Source organism: Streptomyces sp. NPDC026062, from assembly GCF_055568375.1.
The window spans coordinates 1-3,941 of record NZ_JBVHOQ010000110.1 but is presented as its reverse complement, the minus strand read 5'-3'; the positions used below and the strand labels follow the sequence as shown (position 1 = coordinate 3,941).

The 3,941-nt window shown below is 65.8% G+C and carries 3 protein-coding genes and 1 pseudogene; 2 read left to right on the top strand and 2 right to left on the bottom strand.

Annotated features, from left to right (window positions below):
* Positions 1–111: 111 nt before the first annotated feature.
* Together ACZ4LX_RS37965 and ACZ4LX_RS37960 are read left to right on the top strand one after the other, a co-directional pair.
* Positions 112–543, top strand: a pseudogene (locus ACZ4LX_RS37965) (tyrosine-type recombinase/integrase); the annotation flags it as partial.
* Positions 544–1,161: 618 nt separating this feature from the next.
* A complete protein-coding gene (locus tag ACZ4LX_RS37960) occupies positions 1,162–1,779 on the top strand; it encodes a hypothetical protein (RefSeq protein ID WP_467651940.1) in 618 nt (205 codons plus the stop codon).
* 24 nt (positions 1,780–1,803) lie between these two features.
* Here the strand turns inward: ACZ4LX_RS37960 and ACZ4LX_RS37955 are convergent, their stop codons facing one another.
* On the bottom strand, positions 1,804–3,039 hold the full coding sequence (locus tag ACZ4LX_RS37955; RefSeq protein ID WP_467651945.1) for an IS701 family transposase: 1,236 nt from the start codon (positions 3,037–3,039) through the stop codon (positions 1,804–1,806).
* Positions 3,040–3,215: 176 nt separating this feature from the next.
* Positions 3,216–3,710, bottom strand: coding sequence for an HIT family protein (locus ACZ4LX_RS37950; RefSeq protein WP_467651942.1), 495 nt, complete (start codon positions 3,708–3,710; stop codon positions 3,216–3,218).
* Positions 3,711–3,941: the final 231 nt, after the last annotated feature.

The window sequence follows — 3,941 nt, the reverse complement described above, 5'->3', positions numbered from 1 at the left end:
GGAAGCTCCGCTGCAGCACCAACCGGATCACCGACATCGTGAAGGCCGTCGTCGTCCTTCACCACGCCTCAACCTGAGGTTGGAAAAGGCTCAGTTCTCGAGGCGCTCCGGGCATTGAAGCGCCTCCAGGCCAAAGAGAAGATGGCCTTGGGGGAGGCGTACGCAAATTCCGGCTATGTCGCGGTGCACGAAAGCGGCGAAGCGTTCACGGGTAAGCAGCTGCGTCGGCGCGCGTACAGGATTATGGAAGTCCTCGAACTTCGACGTGTCCGGTTGTACGACGCTCGCTCGTCGTGCCTGACTTTCCTGGCCAACAACGGAGTGCCTGACCATATTCTCGCGCGGTGGGCCGGTCACAAGAACGTGAGTACGACCAAGAGGTACTACGTGAAGCCCGGCGTGGAAGACCTGCGCGCTGCCGCCGTCACGTGGGACGGGCTCCACGGGCGTCCGGCAGGCGGCCCGGCGCCCGGGCTGCCCGCGCAGACGAAGGGGCGCGGCCGGCAGGGCCGACCCGGTTCAGTGAGAGATAGTGAGAGATGAGAGGGTCGGGCGGGTGAGCGAGACATCATCGAACACCCTCCAATACCGCTTTGACGGGCCAGAAGACGCTCCGGTCCTGGTGATCGGGCCGTCCCTGGGTACCACATGGCACAGGTGGTAGATGGCGTCTTGTGGCGTCCATGTGGTCCAGTTCGATCCTGTTCACGCGGGTTTGGTCTCGGTGGTCCAGGTGCGTCGACGTTGTTGGTGACACGGACGTGACAGATGTTGCCCCCGCTGGCGCGGTGCTGGTCGGCCGTGGCCTGGGAGATGCTTCCGGTAGCTGGGGCGCGCCCCAGAATTCGAACAGCTGTAGGCATCGTGGCGTGGGATGGCTACGATCGCAGTCGCTCGTCCGCGACCTGTTGTGGGTGCAGATTGTGCAGCGAGAGGGCGGTGGGTGACCGATGTGGAGCTGTTCGGGGAGGTGGTCGATGATCGTGCGAGTGTCCGTACTAGCCTTGCCGTTCGTTTGGGCGCGTTCCCGTGTCTAGGGCCGGTTGAGGTCCGTTGGCTTTGTTGTTGAGGCTGCTCCTGGTTGCGCGTGGCAAGCGGTAAGGATGGGCGCGCACAGCCCTGCTGGAAGAGCGTCGATGCGGGACGAGAGCGGGTTGGTCGATGGCAATCGCGGCACGAGAGTCCTTGGGTGTGGTTGCGGGAGCGCTGGCTCCCGGCGATCTCGTACCCCGCGAAGCGAGCCTGGCGGTCGTTGAAGCCTTGGGGGCGAAGGTCGTTGCGGCCTACCGATTCGAGTCGCGAGAGCGGGAGCGGCGGGCGGCTGCGGGGATGAAACCGCTGACGCGGCCGGATGCCTTGAACCTCTTGATGGCGCTGCCACTCGGAGAGCCTGTTCCTGCCGGGTCACTGAGCGACAAGGAGCGCCGAGCGTTGAAGTGCCTTCCGAAGGGGGCTGTGGTTCGGCGCGACGGATTGATTACCCGTCTGGCGACCCAGCCGGTGCATGTCGACATGGTGTTCGTGTCTGGACGCGGCTGGGAGTCGGCGATGGAGCAGGCCGAGCGGTTCACGCCATTCACTGCTCGTGCCGTACTGATTGATGGTGTGTTGAGGCGCAAGGAGGAGGCTGTGATGCGTGCAGCATTCTATGGCATCGGATTGCTCCGTGTCCAAGGGGCAACCGTGGAGGTTGTTGTGCCGCCGAGCCCCTTTGTTCGCAAACGTCATACGGTTGCCAACTGGAAGTTCCTGGAGGATGTCCACCGTCAGCTGTCCTAATACTCCAGTTGTAGATGCTGATCTTCAGTCCTGGGCGGCTTGTCGTCGGTAGTGGCTGGCCTGGGACTGGGCCTGATGGCGACGTCGCCACAGGGACCAGCCGAGCAGGTGGGCAGCGTCGAGGACCGGTCGGATGGCGAGTGCGATGAACAGGCGCCGGATCTCGTTGCAGGTGAGCGGTATGAGTCCGTCCGGTGCGGGGGCACGGGTGTGTTCATACGCGCGGACGACAGCCAGGAATGCATGCGCGAGCATGGCGAGGGTGACCCAGCGCGACCAGGACGGATAGCGGCGGACCTGGTGCTGGTCCAGGGAGGCCAGGCCCTTGCCGGCCTGGAAGAACTCCTCCACCCGCCACCTTGATCCTGCAACTCGCACCAGTTTGGCCAGTGGCACTGCGGCGGGCGAGTAGCAACGGTAGTAGGCGAGTTCGCCGGTGCTGCGGTTGCGGCGGATCAGCAGTTGGCTGCTCCCGGGGCGGGGGTCGGCGAGGTCGATAACGGCCCAGTCGTAGAACCGGTGGCCCTTCGCTCCCGTCCCGGCCGACAGCTTCTGCCAGGCTCGCTTGGGTACCTTCTTCGCCAGGGCGTCCGCGCGGAACTTTCCGGCGCCGGTGGTGGCTTCGTACGAGCAGGCAACCGCGAGGACGTAGCCGGTGCCGCGTTCCTCCAGGATGGTCCGCAGTTTCGGGTTGCCGCCGTAGACCTCGTCGCCGGCCACCCAGACGGCTCGGTGGCCGGCGTCCAGGAACCGGGCGACCATGCGGGCAGCCAACTCCGGCTTGGTGGCGAAAGCGGTCTCCTCGCCGAGTCCGGCGGCGCGGCAGCGTTCGGGGTCTGTGGTCCAGGATCGCGGAACGTACAGTTCCCGGTCCACCGCGGCGTGCCCGCGCTGTCCCGCGTAGACCAGGTAGACGGCGACCTGGGCGCTTTCGATTCTGCCCGCGGTGCCGGTGTACTGGCGCTGGACGCCGACCGTGCTGGTCCCCTTCTTCACGTCACCGGTCTCGTCGACCACCAGGACCGCCTGGTCGTCCTGCAAGTGCTCGACGACGTAGTCACGCACGTCGTCGCGGACCTGGTCCGCATCCCACTTTGCCCGCCCCAGCAGATGCTGCATGCCGACCGGTGTCTTCTCGTTGGCCCACTCGGCGATGGTCCAGCAGTTCTTGCGCGGCAGGTCCGACAGCAGCCCGAGTACCAGGCTCCGGACCCGGCGCCGGGGTTCGACGCGCGCGAACCGGCCGGCGATGCGGCCCATCAGGCCCTCGAACGTCTCCTGCCAGCGGGCAGGGTCTACGCTGTGACCCGCGGCCACCGCATGATCGTTTGTCTTCACACGCCGATGATCAACGGTGGCCGCATCCACGTGCCGACCGGTCCCGACCATCGAGATTTCAGATGTGCCACCGACCGGAAGCAGCTGGACGTCGCCGGTCATCCAGGTTTGAGCACACCCCGGGCGATGACGGCCCCACGCAGACGCGCAGCCATCGAGGCCGCCTGCTCCGGCGACGGTGTCAGGACCCCGTTCTCCGTCATCAGAGCGTGGAACTGCTGCTCAGGGTAGGGAACACCGGGCGGCAGGGCTGCGATGTGCCAGTGCAGATGCGCATTGCCCTGCTGGCTGCCGAGCGAGTACAGGTAGGTGCGCTCCGGCCCGCACACTGCCTCGACGGCGAGGGTGATCTCCCGGACGAACAGCATGAGCCGGCTGTAGGCCGCCTCGTCCAGGTCGCGCACGACGTGCTCGACGTGCGCCTTCGGCGCGACCAGGACCTTGCCCGGCACCGTGGGCCACCGGTCCAGGAACGCCACGTGATCGGCATCCTCGAAAACCGTCGCATGGGGGTAGTCCGGGTTCCCGGCCAGGAACGCACAGACGAAGCACGGGCCGCTCCGGGTCCGCTCCACGTAAATTTCAAGATCCATCGGCCGTCGATCCGTTGACACCTGCGCACCTCTCCGCAGGGGTGCACCAGTCTGCCGCAGCCCTACGACCCGCACCGGTGCAAAAGGGCGGCCAACGGCTCAAGATCAGGATCTACAACTGGAGTACTATTGATCAGAAACGCTTTGGGTTCAGGCTCGTTGACGGTGTGTGAGTGATCTGGTGGGGGATGCGCGGACCTGGTCGCCGGACGCGCAGGAGGCTGTGCGGTT

What these genes read in the sequence shown, in the direction of transcription:
- ACZ4LX_RS37950 (WP_467651942.1), bottom strand. Translation starts at nt 3,710, where the DNA reads ATGGATCTTGAAATTTACGTGGAGCGGACCCGGAGCGGCCCGTGCTTC.
- ACZ4LX_RS37955 (WP_467651945.1), bottom strand. Translation starts at nt 3,039, where the DNA reads ATGGGCCGCATCGCCGGCCGGTTCGCGCGCGTCGAACCCCGGCGCCGG.
- ACZ4LX_RS37960 (WP_467651940.1), top strand. Translation starts at nt 1,162, where the DNA reads ATGGCAATCGCGGCACGAGAGTCCTTGGGTGTGGTTGCGGGAGCGCTG.